Annotated in this window: 1 protein-coding gene; it reads right to left on the bottom strand. The window is 69.7% G+C overall.

Annotated elements, in window-relative coordinates:
- Positions 1–422, bottom strand: a 422-nt coding sequence (locus tag D7X55_RS41605; RefSeq protein ID WP_199747448.1) for a pilus assembly protein N-terminal domain-containing protein, incomplete at both ends; no start/stop codon positions are given.

The following is a 422-nucleotide window of genomic DNA, read 5'->3' as shown; positions in this document are numbered from 1 at the left end:
CAGGTGAACCGTGGTGGAGCCGGGCTTCATGCCCATCATGATCAGGTCGCGCGGGCCGACGTTGGTGACCTCGAGCATCTCGCCACTACCGACGGCCACGCGCTTGAGCCCGCTGGGCAGCGTGTAGACGGCGGCCTGGCCGGCATAGATCCGGGCGCGGGTGGGCAGCGGCACCGCAGGCATGGCCGATGCGCTGGTGCGATAGGCGGGATCGGGAACCGGCGCCGGGAAGGCGCTCTGCCCACCGGGTACCGGTGCATGGTTGGTGTTGGGCTGCGGTTGCGCCTGGACAGCAGGGCGCGGTGCGGCCATGACCGGTACCGGGGTCAGCTGGGTGCCGGTGGTCTGTGCCACGGCCAGCAGTGGCGAGGTGACAACAGCGATGGCCGCAGTGGCGGCGATGAGGCTGCGGATTCCATTAT

Origin of the sequence: Corallococcus sp. AB049A, from assembly GCF_003668885.1 — a bacterium.
In the GTDB taxonomy this organism is placed as follows: Bacteria; Myxococcota; Myxococcia; order Myxococcales; family Myxococcaceae; genus Corallococcus; species Corallococcus interemptor.
This window is presented reverse-complemented; position numbering and strand designations above follow the sequence as displayed.